The sequence below is a fragment of the Vibrio sp. LQ2 genome (assembly GCF_023920125.1).
GTDB classification, from domain to species: domain Bacteria; phylum Pseudomonadota; class Gammaproteobacteria; order Enterobacterales; family Vibrionaceae; genus Vibrio; species Vibrio fluvialis.
Genome location: NZ_CP085308.1, coordinates 16,776 through 33,456 on the forward strand (window position 1 = coordinate 16,776; position 16,681 = coordinate 33,456).

Sequence of the window (16,681 nt, forward strand, 5' to 3'; positions counted from 1 at the left end):
CGCCTGAAGAGGCGCTTTTTTTATCACAAGTTGTTCAAAAACAGGAGGCTACTGCTTGTTATCAAAACGGGCCCGTTCTTGTTTTTCTACTTCCGACAGCTTGGTTAGTTTGAGTCCCAGTTCTTTGCCGCGATGACGGGCATAGAGAATGTTACCCATGAAGGCGACCAGAGTCAGCAACAGTTCAACCGCTGCCAGCAACCGTTCGCCGCCATCAACATACAAAATGGTAAAGGCGTGGAGAAAGTAGAACATCAGAATGAAGTTGGCCCACGCATGGGTGTATGGCTTTCCTGCCAGAATGCCGGGTAACGGCAGCAGCAGGGGAATCAGCCAGGCAACCGTCAGCGTCACCGGGTTGATGTGTGGATGAGGAGATAACTCCAGTTGCCACAAGGCAATCCAGCCTAAGAGAGACAAGTTCCCGCCAAGCGCAAGCCAGCGAAACAGCGTGGTGCGTGGCGACATTTCGACGCTCATGGTTTTTCCTTTAATTGGCTTGCAATCACTGCAAGGCGTTTTCCTAAACTTTGAGCCAGCGTGCTTTCATCGCTGGTGATACGGTCGTTGTGCCCTGAAACATGGCTCGCGCCATAAGGCGTGCCGCCAGCCGTTGTGGTGTGCAGCGCGGGTTCTGAGTAGGGGATCCCCAGCACCAGCATGCCGTGATGCAGCAGCGGCATCATCATGGTTTGCTGAGTGGTTTCCTGACCTCCGTGCAGTGTCGATGAGGTGGTAAACACACACGCGGGTTTATCAATCAGATCGCCACTGAGCCACAACGGCGTCGTTTGATCCCAGAAATGCTTGAGCGGAGCGGCCATATTGCCAAACCACACCGGACTGCCCATCGCCAGACCATCGCAGTGACGAAGCTCATCCAACGTCAGACTAGGATCGTCAGTCAGGCCGTCTCGTTCCGTCAGCTCAGGTACGGTACGCAGCACAGCTTCACAGCCCGCTACCGATTCAATGCCTCGGGCAATCTGGCGCGCCAGCGCCTGTGTACCACCATGTCGGCTGTAATACAGCACAACCAGACGACAACTCATAGAATGTCCAGTACCTGCTCCGGTGGGCGACCGTGACGCGCTTTGCCGTTGGCTACGACGATTGGGCGTTCAATCAGTTTCGGGTTTTCAACCATAGCAGCAAACAAAGCGTCATCAGACAGGCTGACATCCGCCAGATTCAGTTCTTTGTACAGATCTTCTTTGGTGCGCATCATGTCGCGAACCTGAGTCAGACCCAGTTGAGCATAGAGTTCTTTCAGCAGCGCCACACTCAGTGGCTCTTCAAGGTACTTGACGACCTGTGGCTGAATGTTTTTCTCTTCCAGCAATGCCAGTGTTTCACGGCTTTTTGAACATCGAGGGTTGTGATAAATCACGACTGACATAATTTTTCCTTCATCGTTTTTTTGTTATTGGAGTGACAAGAATCGGTCACGCTGCACCATCAATTGGTCGATGCGTGCGTCGTAACGCGCTTGTTCTAAACTGCCCAGCTTGGCTAGCTGGCTGGCCTGAGTATAAAACTGAATGGCTTTGTTCCAGTTGGCCTTGAGGGCAAAAATTTCGGCGCGGGCGGCCAAATCTTCCGCGCTGTTACCCAAACGAATATTGGCTTCGGACAACAGTTGCCAGCCATTGGTATCGTTCGGGTTATCGTGCGTGTAACGCTGGAGAGTGCGAATCGCGTCGGCGTATTTTTCTTCCTTCATCATCGCATTGGCGTAATTGATGGTCAGCACGGCGTTATTCGGCTTCTGTTTCAGAGCTGAACTCAATAAAGCTTGTGCTTTTTCCGGACGATCGGTGGCGAGATAAAGGTCGGACACCGCATCGAGATAGAATCCGTTGTAAGGGTCGCTTTTCAGCAGGGCATCCAGCAGGGGTTCTGCTTTGGCGTACTGTTTGGTATCGACATAAACCAGCGCTTTGCCGTATTCAAAAGCCGGGTGCAGTGAAGGTTCGGCCTTTTTCTGCGTGCGGTTAAACCAGTCGAGAGCGGCATCGCTGTCGATACCTGCATAGCGGGCCACAATTCGCGAGCGCGCCAGATGATAGTTGAGTGATGGTTGCAGACGCACCGGTGTGTATTGCTGGGCGCGGGCGCGGCTGTCGGTGATCCGGTCTTCCGGCAGCGGGTGAGTCAGCAGCATCGGTGGCGGTTTGCTGGCGTATCGGTATTCATCCGCCAGACGGCCAAAGAAGCGTGGCATGGCATTGACGTCAAATCCGGCTTTGGCCAGAGTGGCAATACCGAAGCGATCCGCTTCTTTTTCGTTGGCGCGTGTGTAGTTGATCTGACTTTGCATGTTGCCCGCCGTTGTGGCGGTGATCGCGGCGATCCCCGCTTCCGGAGCCGCAATCGCCAACAGCAGAGAGCCTGCCAAAGCGGCAATGGTTGCCGGAGAGCGGCGCGCCTGATCTTCCATACTGCGCGCCAGATGGCGCTGGGTCACGTGCGCAATTTCGTGCGCCATGACGGAGGCGAGTTCACTCTCCGATTGCGCATGCAAAAACAGCCCGGAGTGCAGCGCGACATAACCGCCGAAGAAGGCAAAGGCGTTGATGTCGCGGTCGCGAATCATAAAAAAGGTAAACGGGGTTTTCACATCGTCGGCGTTGGCAACCAGACGATGGCCCAAAGAGTCGATATATTCGTTCAGCACCGGGTCATTGATGACCGGGCGGCTGTTGCGCAGCATACGCATGTAAGCATCGCCGTAAATGCGCTCCTGATCGATGGTCAGGGTCGAACCGGCCACCGTGCCGATATCCGGCAGCTCAATGGTGTCGGCATAGGTCAGCGAAGGCGTCGCCAGAGCGGCAGCAAGGCAAAGGCACACGAATGAGCGAGTACGTTTTACTATCATAGTTATAGGTGATACTCCAAAATCATCTTCCACTATCCCCAGTTCTTCACGAAGTTACAGCGGGGCGGCTCTGTTCAATCGCCTATCTGCAACTTCAGGTCGTTTGGATATAAGACATTGTCAGAATGGATTGGTTTCCCTATCACCTCACCGATGGATAGGAATAAGTAAGCAATGAATTGTAACGATTTTTAGCGGGAGAGAAAAACTGGCACCCAGCGTAAAAGGCTATACAATGTCTCACCTATATTAAGGATTGAGCGACAGAATGGAACCGAATATTCTCGATTTGCGTCAGCAGCGTTGCCCAATGGCGTTATTACTTGCGAAACGTCACACCGCCCAGCTGCAAGATGGTGAATCGGTGACCATTCTGCTTAGCGACCCAAGTTCCAAGCGCGATATCGAATCCTACTTGCTAAGACAGCAATTTGTCTGTCAGAGCCAGACGTTCACTGAGCATTTCTCGCTTCATGTCATAAAGGAGACAGCCTCCAATGTTTGAAATGGTGAGTCGTTGGTATAAACGACGTTTCTCCGATCCCCATGCAGTCAGCCTTGTCGCTATTCTGTTTTTTGGCTTCATCACGATTTACTTCTTTGGTCATCTGATTGCTCCTTTGCTGGTGGCGATTGTGCTGGCGTATCTGCTCGAATGGCCGGTGGTGCAATTGTGCCGTATGAAAATCCCGCGCACGCTGTCGGTGATTCTGGTGATTTTGATCTTTACCGGCCTGATGTTGCTGGCGGTGTTTGGCCTCGTGCCCACCATTTGGCAGCAGATCGTCAATCTGGTGAACGACATTCCGAACATGTATAACGGCCTGCAGAAGTTTATTGCTACGTTGCCGGAACGTTATCCTGAACTGGCCAACCTGCAAATTGTTGAATCCATCATGATCAACGCGAAAAATAAAGCGTTGGGAATGGGCGAGTCGGTCGTGAAAGGTTCGTTGGCTTCACTGGTCAGCATCGCCACATTAGCGGTGTATCTGATTCTGGTGCCGCTGCTGGTGTTCTTCCTGCTTAAAGATAAACAGGAAATGCTGAGCATGGTGCGTGGTGTGTTACCGCGCAACCGTAAGCTGGCGACCAAAGTCTGGGACGAAATGAACCAGCAAATCTCAAACTATATTCGCGGCAAAGTGCTGGAGATCCTGATTGTCGGTGGGGTCAGCTATGTGACGTTTGCCATTTTGGATCTGCGCTATTCAGTGTTGCTGGCAGTCGCTGTGGGTTTCTCCGTGTTGATTCCATACATTGGGGCGGCAGCGGTCACCGTTCCGGTGGCGATTGTCGGCTTGTTCCAGTGGGGAATGACACCACCTTTCTATTATCTGTTGATCGCCTACGGCATCATTCAGGCTCTGGATGGTAACGTGCTGGTGCCAGTGCTGTTTTCTGAAGCGGTGAACCTGCATCCGGTGGCGATTATCGTCGCAGTGCTGGTCTTTGGCGGACTCTGGGGATTCTGGGGTGTATTCTTTGCCATTCCATTGGCAACTTTGGTGAAAGCAGTGTGGAACGCCCTGCCAAGTATTGAAGAAGAGCCACCGCAGCCTAACGCATAGCCTTATCTGCTTGTTACATGAACGCCTCATCATTTTTTGATGGGGCGTTTGTTTTTTAGCATTCGTGAAGCGAGATCAAAATTATTGAGTAAAATATAGGTTAAGGGATGTTACTGTTCCTCAAGTTCCGATTTGGCTAGTCGATATAACAACTAATAACTATAAAAAATGGAAATCCACTTAGAGCTTGTGAGTTGAGGGAAACTATGAGATTTAGCCAAAAAATTGTGGCTGCATCATCCGCGCTACTATTAATCGTTATTTTACTTTTATCTATTCAACAGCTCAGCACCGTTCGCTCGGAAGTTGAGTCTCTGGTCAACAGCAGCCTGAAAGAAATGGTGGCTGGGGTGAAAAACACCATCACATCAGAAATGACCAGCAAAAAAGCGCTGGCTCAGTCGATGACGGAAGTGCTGGAGCTTAACCCCGAAGATCGTGCTTACGTGAAAAATGTGCTTGAGAAACCAAAACTCAAGAGCAGCTTCCTAGCGGTGGGTTTGGGCTATGATGCCGACGGCACCGTGGTCGAAAATGACGACGGTTGGGAACCGGGCGCCGATTACGACCCGCGTAAACGTCCTTGGTTCGTCGATGCGAAGAGAGTCGGCAAACTGACCGTTACCGATCCTTATGTCGACGTCTCGACCAAGAAAACCATCATTTCGATTGGTACCCCAGTTTATGAGAACGGACAGTTCAAAGCGGCAATGTTCTACGATCTGGAGCTAACCAAGTTGGCGGATCTGGTTAACTCGATCAACCTGTTTGACGCTGGTTACCTGTTTATCGTGACCGCTGACGGCACTACCATTGCGCACCCTGACACCAAAAACAACGGTCAGAAGCTCAATACCTATCTCCCTCAGGTGCAACTGAAAGAAGGAACGCAGCGCATTGAGATTGATGGTCATCCGTTTATGGTCAACTTTACTCTGGTGCCAAGCGAGAACTGGTACATTGGTGCGATTATCGATGAGTCAATTGCGTTTGCTGCGGTCTCCGATCTGCGTAACAGCTCCATCATCTACACTGTTATTGGTCTGGTGCTGAGCGTGATTGGTCTGAGCCTGCTGATCAAAGTGCTGATGCGTCCATTGGGCGTACTCAATGATGCGATTCAGGATGTGGCGTCGGGTCAGGGCGATCTGACGAAACGTTTGAGCACCGATACCGACAAAGAGTTTGCTGAACTGGCGAAGGGGTTCAATATCTTTACCGAAACGCTGCAACATCAGATTAAGCAGTCGAAAGCTATCGGTGAAGAGATCATGCGCGGAGCGGAGCAAACGATGGGCACCGTGCACGGCTCTGCTGAAGCGATGCGTGCTCAGTTGCACGAGCTGGAACAACTGGCCACGGCGATGCACGAGATGGCAGTGACGGCAACCGAAGTGGCCAATAATGCCCAGGGTGCCGCGTCAGCAGCGAAAGAAGCGGACGATGCAACGGTTGAAGGTTCACGCGTGGTCAGCGACACCACTAAGTCGATTGACCGCTTATCGGCGCACATCGAAATGGCGGTAGAAGAAGTACGCGGCCTCGAATCGGCGACGGCGAACATCGAAACCATTTTGAAAGTGATCAACGACATTGCTGACCAGACTAACTTGCTGGCGTTGAACGCGGCCATCGAAGCTGCGCGTGCTGGTGAATCAGGTCGTGGTTTTGCCGTAGTTGCCGACGAAGTGCGCACGCTGGCGCAGCGTACACAGCAATCCACGACTGAAATTCGCAGCATGATTGAGCAACTGCAAGCGGGCGCGAGCTCGGTGTCGGTGGCGATGAACGAGAGTAAATCGACGGCGGAAGATGCGGTGGCGAAATCGCAACTGGCGGATGCGGCACTGCAACGTATCCGGAATGCGATTCAACAAATCAGCGATATGAATATCCAGATTGCCTCGGCGGCTGAAGAGCAGAGCCTGGTGGCGGAAGAGATCAACAACAACACCGTGAAGATCAAAGATCTGTCGACTCAGGTTTCTGAGTCAGCGGAAGAGGCCAACATCGCAATGCAAGTACAGACCGAAAACGTGCGTGAGCAGGATGCAATCCTGAATAAATTCATCGTGTAGTTTCCGCAATCCGTAACGAAAAAGGCCAGTCTTTAAGACTGGCCTTTTTGATTATTTATGCAATTTAATCATTTAAGCAATCGCACGAAATAGTGGCGTGGTGATTATTTGTTGTTCAGATAATCCAGAACCACTTCGTGGTGGTCTTTGGTTTTAAACTTGTCGAAAACGTGTTCGATGACGCCGTTTTCGTTAATCAGGAAACTGATGCGGTGCAGGCCATCATACACCTTGCCCATAAACTTCTTCTCGCCCCACACGCCGAATTGCTCAGCGACAGCGTGATCTTCGTCAGACAGCAGAGTGAAGTTCAGGTTGTCACGTTCGATGAACTTACCCAAACGTTTTACCGGGTCGATGCTCACACCTAAGACCACAACGTTATGGGCATCCAATTCACTTTTCACATCACGCATGCCTTGCGCTTGCACAGTACAACCCGGAGTCATGGCCTTCGGGTAGAAGTAGAACAGGACTTTTTTGCCGGCGAAATCAGACAGCGAAACGGTGTTGCCGTCCTGATCGAGAAGAGAGAAAGCCGGAGCTGGCGAACCTGCCTTGAGTGTATTCATGGTTCTTCCTTTCGTTTTTATAAGCTGTTTTTAATGAAATTAAGCGACCCGTGTACATCAAACGTCTGACACAAAGCATCAAATTCTTCCTGCAACTGCATCAGATTGTAGTCACTATCAACGTGCGCTGTAATCGCGATTTGGAACTGGTTGGTTTCCCGTTCCAGCTTGAGTTTATCGATCGTCTGCGCGCTGAGTGACGCCATGCCAATGTTGCGATCAGCAAAGAACTGGGTGAACTTTTCTGTCAGACCGGGTTTGTCATCCGATTCGACATAGACTTCCACCGTGTACGCGTTGGCCTGCTGAGCATGCGGCGACGTGCGCTTCATCATGGTGATCAGATCCTGCTCCTGACCTAACAGGGGCAGCAGAGTTTCCACGCGGGTGATGCTGTTGGCATTGCCGGAAACCAGCATGATGAGGGTGAATTCATTTCCGAACAGGGCAATTCGGCTGTCGATAATATTACAGCCAGCCTGGGTTACCAGTTTGACTACTTGGTTGCAAATCCCTGGCCGGTCAGTACCCACGGCGGTGATCACTAAATGTTGAGTCATAGAGTCGCTTCGCTTAGTGTTTTTCGGCATGTTAACACAGTTAAAGTATAGAAAGAGCGGAACAAAACGTGTTTTTCTGTATGCGTTTTCACAAAATCACGTGTGTCTGACAAGGGGATTTTCAAGGGGTGTATAACTCGGTAGCAAAAGGCAGAGTTGGCCTAAAGTCTAACATCTGATAAATATTCACTCATAAGGGCTGTTTAAGCGAATTTCCCCCCTTGTGTTTTTCAAGCCCCATGCAGTACCATGCAGAAGTTATCAATCTAGGGAGATAGACATGTTTTCAGGAAGTATCGTCGCGTTAATTACACCTTTCAACCACGACGGTGAGGTTGACTATCTTAGCCTGAAGAAGCTGGTAGACTACCACATCGAAGCCGGTACTGACGCCATTGTTTCTGTAGGAACAACCGGTGAGTCATCCACACTCACTATCGAAGAGCATGTCAAAGTTGTTGAAAAGACCGTCGAGTTCTCGGACGGCCGTATTCCGGTGATCGCCGGTACCGGAGCTAATGCTACTCACGAATCCGTGACGTTCAGCCGTCTGCTGAACAACACAGGCATTGCCGGCTACCTGAGCGTAACGCCTTACTACAACAAACCGACTCAAGAAGGTTTGTTCCAGCACTACAAAGCGATTTCACAAGAAACCGATATTCCAATCATCCTTTACAACGTACCAGGCCGTACCGCAGTTGACTTGCGTCCAGAAACTGTTGCACGTTTGTCGGAACTAAAAAACATTGTCGCACTCAAAGATGCAACAGGTGATTTAAGCCGCGTGGCGTTGCACCGAGAACTGTGTGGTAACGATTTCGTACTGCTCAGCGGTGACGATGCAACCGGTCTGGAGTTTGTGAAACTGGGTGGCCAGGGTGTGATTTCAGTAACGAATAACGTCGCTGCTGCCGATATGGCAAAAATGATGCACCTGGCACTGGAAGGTAAGTTTGATGAAGCAGAAGTCATCAACCAACGCCTGATGCCACTGCACAAAGGCCTGTTTGTCGAGTCAAGCCCAATTCCAGTGAAATGGGCAGCACACAAGCTGGGTCTGATTGCAGAAGGTGATCTGCGTCTACCTTTAACGGAACTCTCTGAACAAGCGCGCCCACTTGTTGCCCAAGCAATGACAGAAGCCTGTATTTTATAAGGCGCTATCCATTACAATGCCGAGGTTTTCATGCCTCGGCAAATTTTAGGAGTTTCAATGAAGTTATCGCGCCAGCTGGTGGTTGGATCACTGGCTGTTTTGGTTTTGAGTGCCTGTTCGAGCACTCCGACGCAACGCCGCCAAGCCAAAAATGATTTTGCCTACCTGGATACGAAAGATTTCAAACAGTGGGTTTTGCCGCAAGACGCAACGCCGCAGTTTTATCCCGATTACGATATTCCCCAAGGTGATTTTAAAGGTGGCATCGGCCCAGTGGTTGATATTCGCCCGCCGCAGCAAGTGCTGGAACTGATTCCCGGTGCTCGCGCTGAACGCCAGAATGGCGAAGTCACTTTGTGGATGATCCGTAAAGATGAAGCGGACAAAGTGTGGCAGGTGGCGAAGACCATGATGCAAGAGCACAACATCAAAGCGCTACAGGAAAACGCTAACCATATCGAAACTGATTGGGTGACTTGGGTCTCCGAAGACGAAGATACGGAAATGGGTAGCCGCTACGAGTTGAGCCGCGTTGAAGCCAACAACCGCTACGGATTTAAGATCTCTCTGATTGACTGGCGTGAGGGCGGCAAACAGAAGCCGGTGACTGCGACCAACAAAGAGCGCTATAACGCCTTTATGACTAACCTGGTGACGTCTCGTTACGATCAGGATGTGCGAGCTGAAGCGGCGCGTAAAGCGCAAGAGCTGGTGAAACAGATTCCGGTTACCATGGGTTCAGACCGCAGTGGCTTCCCGGTGATCATCGCCCGTACTCCTTATGATGTGCTGTGGCAACGTCTGCCTGATCTGCTGCCTAAGATGGGCTTCAAGATTGAGGAACGTAACCAGTCTCAAGGTACGATGAAAGCAAAATACGCGTCGCCAGATGACGAATTCTGGAATGATATCGGCGTGAAACCAATGAACTTAGGGTCAGGCACTTACACCTTCCTGTTTGGTGATTTGGGTAACCGTACTTCCATCAACGTGACCAACTCAGCGGGTAAACCGGTTGAGGAAGAATTGCTGAAAGAAATGGTGCCAGTGTTGGCCGCCATCGTTGATGAGAAAAAAACAGCTCAGCAGTAAGCGGGCAGGAAAGCCAAATAGAAAAGGGACGCTAGCGTCCCTTTTTTGTTTCTTTATCAGAAGCGGATGACTGATTTTGCTTGTCGAGCTCATTGAGTTTGTCGAGATCGCTCTTCTTACCCATCTGACCCAGTTTCATCGTCGCAGTGTACTTAAGTGCAGCAATATTGCCGACAAACACACACACGATAACGATGGTGATCACCCACGGATTAAACAGAAAATCCATCATACACTTTCACCTCGGCTGATCTGAGTGATGTACTGAGTGTAGATCTGACCAAGGTCTTGTTGCACGCACTGCTTGCCTAAAATGGGGGCTGACGCCAATTGCTGTGCCAACACCGGCAGTGTCAGCGCTTGGAGACACTGTTCACTGACGATACGATGACTGATGTGCCATGGTTCAAATGCCACTCCTGAGCCTTTCTCCCGATACGGAAAGAAGAAGCCGAAGCGGGCGAGGTTAGTCTTCAACCATTGATAAAACGGACGCTGATGCGCCTCGAGATATTCCCAGGGTTCGAGCTGCAATGTTTCGCCCGGGGGCAGAGCACTGCGATCGAACACATCAAAATCAGTCCCCCAATGATGACGGCTGCCACCGGGCAGGGCAGACCAGCGCAAAATGGCGTGCACTTTGTCGGCTTCAGACCAGTGGCTAGTGTCGAGCGGCTGACTGTTGACGTCCAAAATGGCGGTATCCCCCGACATTTTTCGGTTCCAAATCGCCAGTTGGCGTTCAAACGGACGAAAACCACTGGCAATGTTGAACACAAAACCCGCCTCATCCGCCGCCTGTTTCAGAGACAGCAGATCCGCGCTGACTTGCGGATGAACCAGAAATGCCTTCTGGCCCACCATCACTTCAACAAGGTGCGACGCGGTTTGTCCGGTCAGCTGCTCAGGTGTCATCATTTGGCGAGTAGATTCTCCAGAGTTTTTTGATACATGTCGGTCAGTTTTTCCAGATCGGCAATGTTGACGCACTCGTTCACTTTGTGAATGGTGGCGTTTACCGGACCCAGTTCAACCACCTGCGCTCCCATTTGCGCGATAAAGCGGCCGTCAGACGTTCCACCTGTCGTTAGCAGTTGTGGTTCCTGATGATTCACTTCACCCACCGCTTTTACCACCGCATCGAGCAGCGCGCCAGTGTCAGTCAGGAACGGGTGACCGCTCAGCGTCCATTTGAGGTCGTATTCCAGGCCGTGCGCATCCAGTGTTGAGTGTACGCGACGTTTGATTTCGTCATCGGTCAGCTCGGTACTGAAACGGAAGTTAAACTGCACATGAAACTCGCCCGGAATCACGTTTGACGCGCCAGTGCCGGCCTGCAGATTCGGGATCTGGAAACTGGTTGGTGGGAAGTATTCGTTGCCTTCATCCCAGGTGGTTGCGGCCAGCTCCGCCAATGCAGGTAGAGCTTGATGAACCGGGTTGTTGGCCAGGTGCGGGTAAGCCACGTGACCTTGCACGCCTTTTACGGTCAGATCGCCCGTGATGGAGCCACGGCGGCCGTTCTTGACCACATCGCCAACGGCATGTGTGCTTGAAGGTTCCCCCACCACACACATATCGATTTTCTCATCGCGGGCCATCAGGGTATCCACCACACGCGTGGTGCCGTTGATGAACGGGCCTTCTTCATCCGAGGTAATCAGAAACGCAATCGAGCCAGCATGATCCGGATGCTCAGCGATAAAACGCTCCACGGCCACCACCATGCATGCCAGTGAGCCTTTCATGTCCGCAGCGCCGCGGCCATGCAAATGACCATCAATCACGGTTGGCTCAAACGGTGGAGTGTGCCACTGAGCCAGAGGGCCAGCCGGAACCACGTCTGTGTGACCAGCAAACGCAAACAGCGGTGCTTGCGTGCCACGGCGGGCCCAGAAGTTGGTGGTGTCTTCAAACACCATCATTTCGATTTCAAATCCGAGTGCTTTAAGACGCTCAATCATCAAGTCCTGGCAACCGGCGTCGACCGGCGTCACTGATTGGCGGCTGATTAAATCTTTTGCGAGAGCCAGTACAGGGCTGTCTGTCATCCTTGAAATCCTTGTATTAAGAGAAAAGAGAAGCGTATTGCTCGGCTTTGAAGCCTAGATGAAGATCACCATCAACGCGCAGCAGCGGGCGTTTGATCATCGCAGGTTGTTCAACCAGCAGGTTGATAGCGGTGTCAGCGTTGAGGGTGTCTTTCTGCTCTTGGCTCAGTTGGCGAAAAGTGGTGCCACGTTTGTTGAGCACATTTTCCCAGCCCAGAGCCTGACAAAACTCGCTCACCAGCGCTGCATCGATACCGTCTTTGCGGTAGTCGTGAAACTGGTAATTAACGCCTTGTGCTTCCAGCCATTTGCGCGCTTTTTTTATCGTGTCGCAGTTGGGGATACCGTACATCGTGATGGTCATAAAAATCCTTTGAATGCTGCTTATTTTGGTGTTTGCCAAATCCTAACAGGAAGCCTGTCATCTGACAAAAGTGTGATGCAGATATTTTACTGAATAAAAAAAATCCACGGCTATTGACTAGGATTGGAGAGTTATTGATCGAACTCAACAAACTTACTGGCAAAACAGAAATAATGTGCCTTGCACAGATTAGGAGGTAATCAATGGAATTGAGTCCTGTTTTTGCAAGGCGCCTTTATTTAGCCTTGCTTGTTGAAAGTCTGGAACGGCCTAATGTTCCGAAGTTAATCGAGAAAACGGGGTGGCCTCGTCGTACTATTCAGGACGTACTTAAAGCCCTGCCGGGGATCGGCATTGAACTGATGTTCGTTCAGGACGGTCGGCGCCACAATGACGGCTATTATCAGTTGTCAGATTGGGGGCCCTTTGACAGTCAATGGGTTCTGGATCGCAGATGTGATATCGCCGCGAGTTTAGGATTTAGTGCATAACAAGCCAGCCTGTGCTGGCTTTCTTCTTTCTTCCCTTCCGTAAAGTCGTTCATTCACCGTGTTCAGTCTGTATTGTGTGGTTTGGTTACCGCTCAATGCAGGCATGTTGTTTTCTGGAAACGTTTGCCCTAATGGCCTTCCTCTTATTTTTCAGTAGTATCTAATTCCAATAATAGCATAGTCACCTCGGTGTGAATGTTTGTGGAAACGTTTTCACTTTGAGAGTGTAATCACAGAAGTCGGCGCTGGGCTGCTGATAGACTCAATGCAATTCAAATCAGCGGAGAGGTGACAGGTGGACGTTCTAATCACTGGCGGTATGGGCTACATCGGCAGCCACACATGTGTGCAGATGATTGCGGCGGGGATGACCCCAATCATGGTCGATAACTTGTGCAATGCAAAAGCAGAAGTATTGAATCGAATTGAAGCCTTAACGGGGGTGCGCCCGGCATTTTATCAGGGTGATATTCGTGATGAAGCGTTCCTGGATTCCGTCTTTGCCAAGCACGACGTACAAGCCGTGATTCACTTTGCCGGCCTCAAAGCGGTGGGGGAGTCAGTCAGCAAGCCGATTGAGTACTACGACAACAACGTCAACGGCACGTTAGTGCTGGTGCGCAGCATGCGTAAAGCGGGCGTGAAAAGTCTAGTGTTCAGTTCGTCGGCGACCGTTTATGGTGACCCACAAACTGTACCGATTACCGAAACTTCTCCAACAGGCGCGACCACCAACCCGTATGGCCGCAGCAAGTACATGGTGGAGCAGTGCTTGTCAGATTTAGTGCTTGCTGAACCCGAATGGAGCATCACTCTGCTGCGTTACTTTAACCCGGTTGGCGCGCATCCGTCAGGCACCATGGGGGAAGACCCCCAAGGCATTCCGAATAACCTGATGCCGTTTATTGCTCAGGTTGCCGTGGGGCGCCGTGAAAAACTGGCGGTGTTTGGCAATGATTACGCGACACCGGATGGCACTGGCGTCCGTGACTATATTCATGTGATGGATCTGGCCGATGGTCACATCGCCGCGTTGCAGGTGGTCGGCACACAAGCCGGTCTGCATATTTATAACTTGGGTACGGGTAAAGGCTCCAGCGTACTGGATATGGTCAATGCCTTCAGCCAGGCGTGTGGCAAGGCGGTGCCTTATGAAATTTGTCCGCGTCGTCCGGGCGATATTGCCGAGTGTTGGGCCAGTACTGAAAAGGCGCAGCGTGAACTAGGCTGGCAGGCGAAACTGAGCTTGGCAGACATGACGGCGGATACCTGGCGCTGGCAATCAAATAATCCTCAGGGATACGACGTTTAAGCAGGGGTCATGACACAAATGTCGACGATAGAATTCAATCCGGTGGATCACCCACACCGCCGTTATAACCCGTTGAGCGGGCAATGGGTGTTGGTTTCTCCGCATCGCGCGAAACGCCCTTGGAGCGGTCAGGATGAAAAACCGTCAACTGCAGAGCTTCCAAGCTACGATCATCACTGTTTCTTGTGCCCGGGAAATACGCGTGTGTCGGGCGACGTGAACCCGGCTTACACCGGTACGTACGTCTTCAACAATGATTTTGCCGCGCTGATGACGGATTCGCCGGACGCACCGCCATCCCGCAGTCCGTTGTTTAAAATTCAAGGGGTGCGTGGGCTGAGCCGCGTGATCTGCTTTTCACCGGATCACAGCAAAACGCTACCTGAGCTGCCACTGGCGCAGATTCGCGGCGTGATTGATACCTGGAACGAGCAGATTGAAGCACTTGGTAAAGAGTATGTCTGGGTACAAGCATTCGAAAACAAAGGCGAGACGATGGGGTGTTCTCAGCCGCACCCGCATGGCCAGATCTGGGCCAACAGCTTTCTGCCGAATGAAATTGAGCGTAAAAACCAACACCTGAAAGCCTACTTCGATCAGCAGGGCAGCAATCTGCTGGTGGATTATGTGCAAGCGGAATTGGCCGATGGTTCACGTAATGTGGTGGAAACTGAGCACTGGCTGGCAGTGGTCCCATATTGGGCAGCGTGGCCATTTGAAACCATGCTGCTGCCGAAAACCCACGTTCGCCGCATGAGTGAACTGAGCGATGATCAGCGCGACGATTTAGCCCTGGCGATAAAAAAGCTGACCAGTCGCTATGACAACCTGTTCCAGTGCTCATTCCCGTACTCAATGGGCTGGCATTATGCGCCGTTTTTTGACGACGGCAGCGATATAGAACACTGGCAGTTACACGCACTGTTCTATCCGCCGCTGCTGCGCAGTGCGAGCGTGCGTAAGTTTATGGTGGGCTATGAAATGCTGGCAGAAACTCAGCGAGATTTAACTCCGGAACAGGCCGCGCAGCGCCTGCGTGAACTGAGCGATGTTCACTACAAAGAACAGCCTTAATAACGAATAAACACCAGAGTACCCTGTGGTGGTACTCGTGAAGAGAATTGTGGAAAGTCCTATGTCTGAACTGATTCAAAACGTGATTCGCTCCTTCGAACACGTCCTGGGTTTTGCGCCGAGCCATGTTATTCAGGCGCCGGGCCGGGTTAACCTGATTGGTGAGCACACCGATTACAACGACGGTTTTGTGTTGCCATGTGCGATTAACTACCAAACCGTGGTGGCGGCATCCAAGCGTGATGATAACCGCGTACGCATCATTGCGGTCGATTATGCCAATGCGCAGGATGAGTTTGCGCTCGACGCGCCAATTGAATTTCAAGCGGATAAAATGTGGGCCAACTACATTCGCGGCGTGGTGAAATTTCTGCTTGAACGTGGTTATGCCCTCGGCGGCGCCGACATCGCAGTGAGCGGTAACGTGCCGCAAGGCGCGGGGTTGAGCTCCTCGGCGGCGCTGGAAGTGGTCATCGGTCAGACGTTTAAAGAGCTGTTTGCGCTGGATATCTCGCAAGCCGAGGTGGCACTCAATGGCCAGCAGGCCGAGAACCAGTTCGTCGGCTGCAATTGCGGCATCATGGATCAGCTGATTTCTGCCGAAGGGCGGGAGAATCATGCGCTGCTGATCGACTGCCGCAGTTTGGAGACGCAAGCGGTATCGATGCCGGAAGATATGGCGATTGTGATTATCAACTCCAATAAGCAGCGTGGCCTGGTCGACAGTGAATACAACACCCGTCGCCAGCAGTGCGAAGAAGCGGCGCGTATTTTTGGCGTGAAAGCATTGCGTGACGTAACGATTGAAGAGTTTACGCGTCGTCAGGTTGAGTTGAGCGAAGTGGTGGCTAAGCGCGCGCGTCACATCATTACGGAAAATGATCGCACGTTAGCCGCGGCGGATGCACTGCGTGCCAACGACATGGCAACCATGGGCCAACTGATGGCTGCATCACATGCGTCCATGCGTGATGATTTTGAAATTACCGTCAAAGAGGTCGATACCCTGGTTGAGATTGTCAAAGCCGTGATCGGTGAGCAAGGCGGCGTACGTATGACTGGAGGCGGCTTCGGTGGGTGCGTGGTAGCGCTGGTGCCACCTGCGTTGGTCAACGATGTCAAAGTCGCTATCGAGCAGCAATATCAGGCCGCAACTGGCTTGAAAGAAACCATTTATGTGTGTCAGGCCAAAGAAGGTGCTGGCCTGGTAAAAGAATTCGAGTGATCGTCACTTGAATGGCTATCGTGGCGTTCGAGCGGGTGTCGGTTGATGCCTGTGTTCACGAAGTCATTTTCCCATGGCAAACGGGAGCTTCAGAGGTGAGCCGCTGGTCAGGACTCCATCAGCGTGCTCAGGCGGATTTACGCTTGGGGGAGTGGTAAATCGGCACAGCTTACGTTTTGCCTATGGGGATCTTTTCCCTGCAATTCAGGGATAATGCGATGGGAGAGAAAAAGGCTTACCTTTTGGGTAAG

At 51.6% G+C, this 16,681-nt stretch carries 20 protein-coding genes; 10 read left to right on the forward strand and 10 right to left on the reverse strand.

All coding sequences use genetic code 11. From position 1 onward, the window contains the following. Nucleotides 1-48 precede the first annotated feature (48 nt). The 4 genes from LGV68_RS00135 to LGV68_RS00150 are packed head-to-tail and all read right to left on the reverse strand — an operon-like array spanning nt 49 to nt 2,881. On the reverse strand, nt 49-480 hold the full coding sequence (locus LGV68_RS00135; protein WP_020331131.1) for a DUF2069 domain-containing protein: 432 nt from the start codon (nt 478-480) through the stop codon (nt 49-51). Then, the gene (gene wrbA, locus LGV68_RS00140) at nt 477-1,052 is read right to left on the reverse strand and encodes an NAD(P)H:quinone oxidoreductase (protein ID WP_252536022.1); all 576 of its coding nucleotides are present in this window, start codon (nt 1,050-1,052) and stop codon (nt 477-479) included. Before wrbA ends, LGV68_RS00135 begins: the two co-directional genes overlap by 4 nt. Further along, nucleotides 1,049-1,399 carry an arsenate reductase (glutaredoxin) gene (gene arsC / locus LGV68_RS00145; protein WP_020430654.1) on the reverse strand — a complete coding sequence of 117 codons (351 nt, stop codon included), beginning with the start codon at nt 1,397-1,399 and terminating at the stop codon, nt 1,049-1,051. The genes wrbA and arsC overlap by 4 nt, the downstream gene beginning before the upstream one ends. A 24-nt stretch (nt 1,400-1,423) precedes the next feature. Then, entirely contained in the window at nt 1,424-2,881 is a 1,458-nt protein-coding gene (locus LGV68_RS00150; protein WP_020430656.1) for a M48 family metallopeptidase, read from the reverse strand. Between the two features lie 268 nt (nt 2,882-3,149). On the opposite strand from LGV68_RS00150, the gene LGV68_RS00155 reads away from it, so the two are divergent. The 3 genes from LGV68_RS00155 (at nt 3,150) to LGV68_RS00165 (ending at nt 6,530) form a co-directional block, all read left to right on the forward strand. After that, nucleotides 3,150-3,386 carry a sulfurtransferase TusA family protein gene (locus LGV68_RS00155; RefSeq protein ID WP_020331135.1) on the forward strand — a complete coding sequence of 79 codons (237 nt, stop codon included), beginning with the start codon at nt 3,150-3,152 and terminating at the stop codon, nt 3,384-3,386. After that, nucleotides 3,379-4,452, forward strand: a complete 1,074-nt coding sequence (locus LGV68_RS00160; RefSeq protein ID WP_020331136.1) for an AI-2E family transporter — start codon at nt 3,379-3,381, stop codon at nt 4,450-4,452. The genes LGV68_RS00155 and LGV68_RS00160 overlap by 8 nt, the downstream gene beginning before the upstream one ends. A 206-nt stretch (nt 4,453-4,658) precedes the next feature. Further along, nucleotides 4,659-6,530, forward strand: a complete 1,872-nt coding sequence (locus tag LGV68_RS00165) for a methyl-accepting chemotaxis protein (protein WP_252536023.1) — start codon at nt 4,659-4,661, stop codon at nt 6,528-6,530. 104 nt (nt 6,531-6,634) lie between these two features. On the opposite strand, the gene bcp is transcribed toward LGV68_RS00165, so the two are convergent. Both bcp and LGV68_RS00175 read right to left on the reverse strand, forming a co-directional pair. Beyond that, nucleotides 6,635-7,102, reverse strand: a complete 468-nt coding sequence (bcp, locus tag LGV68_RS00170; RefSeq protein WP_020331138.1) for a thioredoxin-dependent thiol peroxidase — start codon at nt 7,100-7,102, stop codon at nt 6,635-6,637. Nucleotides 7,103-7,119: 17 nt separating this feature from the next. Further along, a complete protein-coding gene (locus LGV68_RS00175) occupies nt 7,120-7,662 on the reverse strand; it encodes a glycine cleavage system protein R (protein WP_020430660.1) in 543 nt (180 codons plus the stop codon). Nucleotides 7,663-7,942: 280 nt separating this feature from the next. Between LGV68_RS00175 and dapA the strand changes: the two genes are divergently transcribed. Both dapA and bamC read left to right on the forward strand, forming a co-directional pair. Continuing rightward, nucleotides 7,943-8,821, forward strand: a complete 879-nt coding sequence (dapA, locus tag LGV68_RS00180) for a 4-hydroxy-tetrahydrodipicolinate synthase (RefSeq protein ID WP_024373512.1) — start codon at nt 7,943-7,945, stop codon at nt 8,819-8,821. A gap of 57 nt (nt 8,822-8,878) precedes the next feature. Next, a complete protein-coding gene (gene bamC, locus LGV68_RS00185; protein ID WP_020331141.1) occupies nt 8,879-9,913 on the forward strand; it encodes an outer membrane protein assembly factor BamC in 1,035 nt (344 codons plus the stop codon). A gap of 31 nt (nt 9,914-9,944) precedes the next feature. On the opposite strand, the gene LGV68_RS00190 is transcribed toward bamC, so the two are convergent. From LGV68_RS00190 to LGV68_RS00205, 4 genes are read right to left on the reverse strand one after another with little or no spacing between them, the layout of a single operon-like run. Further along, on the reverse strand, nt 9,945-10,142 hold the full coding sequence (locus tag LGV68_RS00190; protein WP_024373511.1) for a DUF2897 family protein: 198 nt from the start codon (nt 10,140-10,142) through the stop codon (nt 9,945-9,947). Next, a complete protein-coding gene (locus LGV68_RS00195; RefSeq protein ID WP_024373510.1) occupies nt 10,142-10,828 on the reverse strand; it encodes a M15 family metallopeptidase in 687 nt (228 codons plus the stop codon). The genes LGV68_RS00190 and LGV68_RS00195 overlap by 1 nt, the downstream gene beginning before the upstream one ends. Then, nucleotides 10,828-11,964: a succinyl-diaminopimelate desuccinylase gene (gene dapE, locus LGV68_RS00200; RefSeq protein WP_222733465.1), complete on the reverse strand. Its 1,137-nt coding sequence runs from the start codon at nt 11,962-11,964 to the stop codon at nt 10,828-10,830. Before dapE ends, LGV68_RS00195 begins: the two co-directional genes overlap by 1 nt. 16 nt (nt 11,965-11,980) lie before the next feature. Then, entirely contained in the window at nt 11,981-12,328 is a 348-nt protein-coding gene (locus LGV68_RS00205; RefSeq protein WP_020331145.1) for an ArsC family reductase, read from the reverse strand. A gap of 203 nt (nt 12,329-12,531) precedes the next feature. Between LGV68_RS00205 and LGV68_RS00210 the strand changes: the two genes are divergently transcribed. From LGV68_RS00210 to LGV68_RS00230, 5 genes are all read left to right on the forward strand, one after another. Then, nucleotides 12,532-12,819, forward strand: coding sequence for a helix-turn-helix domain-containing protein (locus tag LGV68_RS00210; protein WP_020331146.1), 288 nt, complete (start codon nt 12,532-12,534; stop codon nt 12,817-12,819). A 295-nt stretch (nt 12,820-13,114) separates the two neighbouring features. Then, nucleotides 13,115-14,131 (forward strand): UDP-glucose 4-epimerase GalE, encoded by a 1,017-nt coding sequence (galE, locus tag LGV68_RS00215; protein ID WP_172570574.1) that lies wholly within the window; start codon nt 13,115-13,117, stop codon nt 14,129-14,131. An 18-nt stretch (nt 14,132-14,149) separates the two neighbouring features. Beyond that, nucleotides 14,150-15,205 (forward strand): UDP-glucose--hexose-1-phosphate uridylyltransferase, encoded by a 1,056-nt coding sequence (locus LGV68_RS00220; protein WP_252536796.1) that lies wholly within the window; start codon nt 14,150-14,152, stop codon nt 15,203-15,205. Nucleotides 15,206-15,266: 61 nt separating this feature from the next. After that, on the forward strand, nt 15,267-16,430 hold the full coding sequence (gene galK, locus LGV68_RS00225; RefSeq protein WP_222801485.1) for a galactokinase: 1,164 nt from the start codon (nt 15,267-15,269) through the stop codon (nt 16,428-16,430). 11 nt (nt 16,431-16,441) lie between these two features. Further along, complete coding sequence (locus LGV68_RS00230) at nt 16,442-16,588, forward strand: hypothetical protein (protein ID WP_155393353.1); 147 nt, start codon at nt 16,442-16,444, stop codon at nt 16,586-16,588. Nucleotides 16,589-16,681 lie beyond the last annotated feature (93 nt).